The organism is Bacillus sp. FG16, from assembly GCF_057809515.1.
Map to the genome: position 1 here is coordinate 1 of NZ_JBMDKC010000251.1, position 1,295 is coordinate 1,295.

Genomic DNA, 1,295 nt, shown 5'->3' on the forward strand with positions numbered 1-1,295 from the left:
TGGTGTTATGTCAAGAAAATAGACACATGAAACAGAGACATTTAATTCGTTAAGCAGCTTGAGTTTGTTGCTTTTCATAAAATCTTTTTTCAAATTGAATAGGTGATACATACTTCAGTGCAGAATGACTGCGTTTTCGATTGTAAAAGACCTCAATGTATTTGAAAATACTAGATTTTGCTTCTTCGCGCGTTTTATATTTTTTCGGATAGACCCATTCTTTTTTTAGAACACTATGAAACGATTCAATCACTGCATTATCATAACAATTTCCTTTACGGCTCATACTGACTTGAAACTTCTCTTGTTTTAAGATTTTTTGATACTCATGAGAAGCATATTGACTTCCTCTATCGCTATGATGCATGATACCTTCGGTAATCGTTTCTTGGGCTAATGCGCGTTGTAAAGCCGTGATTACTAATTCTTTCGTCATACGAGCATCTATGTGCCAACCAACAATTTTTCGTGTATATAAATCCATAATACTCGCTAAGTACAACCATCCTTCCTCTGTATGAATGTACGTGATATCTGACATCCATACTTGATTTGGTTGATTTGCTACAAAATTTTGATCTAACATGTTTGCGTACACATTGTAAGAATGATTACTATTTGTTGTTGCTTTATATTTTCGCATTGTAATAGACCGAAGGCCTGCTTGTTGCATCACACGCGCTACTGTTTTTTGCGAAACACAAACACCCTGTTTCTGCAATTCCTTTGTAATTTTAGGGCTTCCATAAATTTGATTCGACTGTAAATATTCATTTCGGACTTGTTTAATGAGCTGTTCTTTTCGTTTTTTTTGTGAGCTGGCAGGTCGCTTTAACCATGCATAATAACCACTACGTGATACACCGAAGACTTGACACATCTTCACTACACGAAATTCATCTCGGTGCTCCATAATGAATGTGTAGATTACTTCTGGTCTCTGCTGAAGATGCCAAGCGCCTTTTTTAAAATAGCCAATTCCTCCTCAAGCTCACGATTACGCCTCTTTAAAGCGAGGAGATCCTGATTTTCTGGTTTGATGTTTCCAGACCCTACAAAACTAGTTCCTTTGCTTTGTTGATACTCTGTATACCAACGGTATAGTGTTTTATAGGGAATCCCTAGATTTCTTGCAACTTGAGAAATAGTTTGGCCCTGCTCCTTACAAAGTTGAACAGCTTGTTTTTTATAATCTGCATCATATGGCTTTTTCTTCATAAAAACACCTCGAACTCGTTTATTTGTTTTTAGTATAAACTCTCTGTTCGATGTGTCTATCATTTAGACTAGCATCA

The 1,295-nt window shown here is 36.2% G+C and carries 1 protein-coding gene; it reads right to left on the reverse strand.

Annotation, left to right across the window (positions count from 1 at the left end):
- Positions 1–49 precede the first annotated feature (49 nt).
- A protein-coding gene (locus ACODS7_RS32020) for an IS3 family transposase (RefSeq protein ID WP_488828596.1) occupies positions 50–1,218 on the reverse strand; the annotation gives its coding sequence in 2 pieces (ribosomal slippage) (positions 50–951 and positions 951–1,218; 1,170 coding nt in all).
- Between the last annotated feature and the right edge of the window lie 77 nt (positions 1,219–1,295).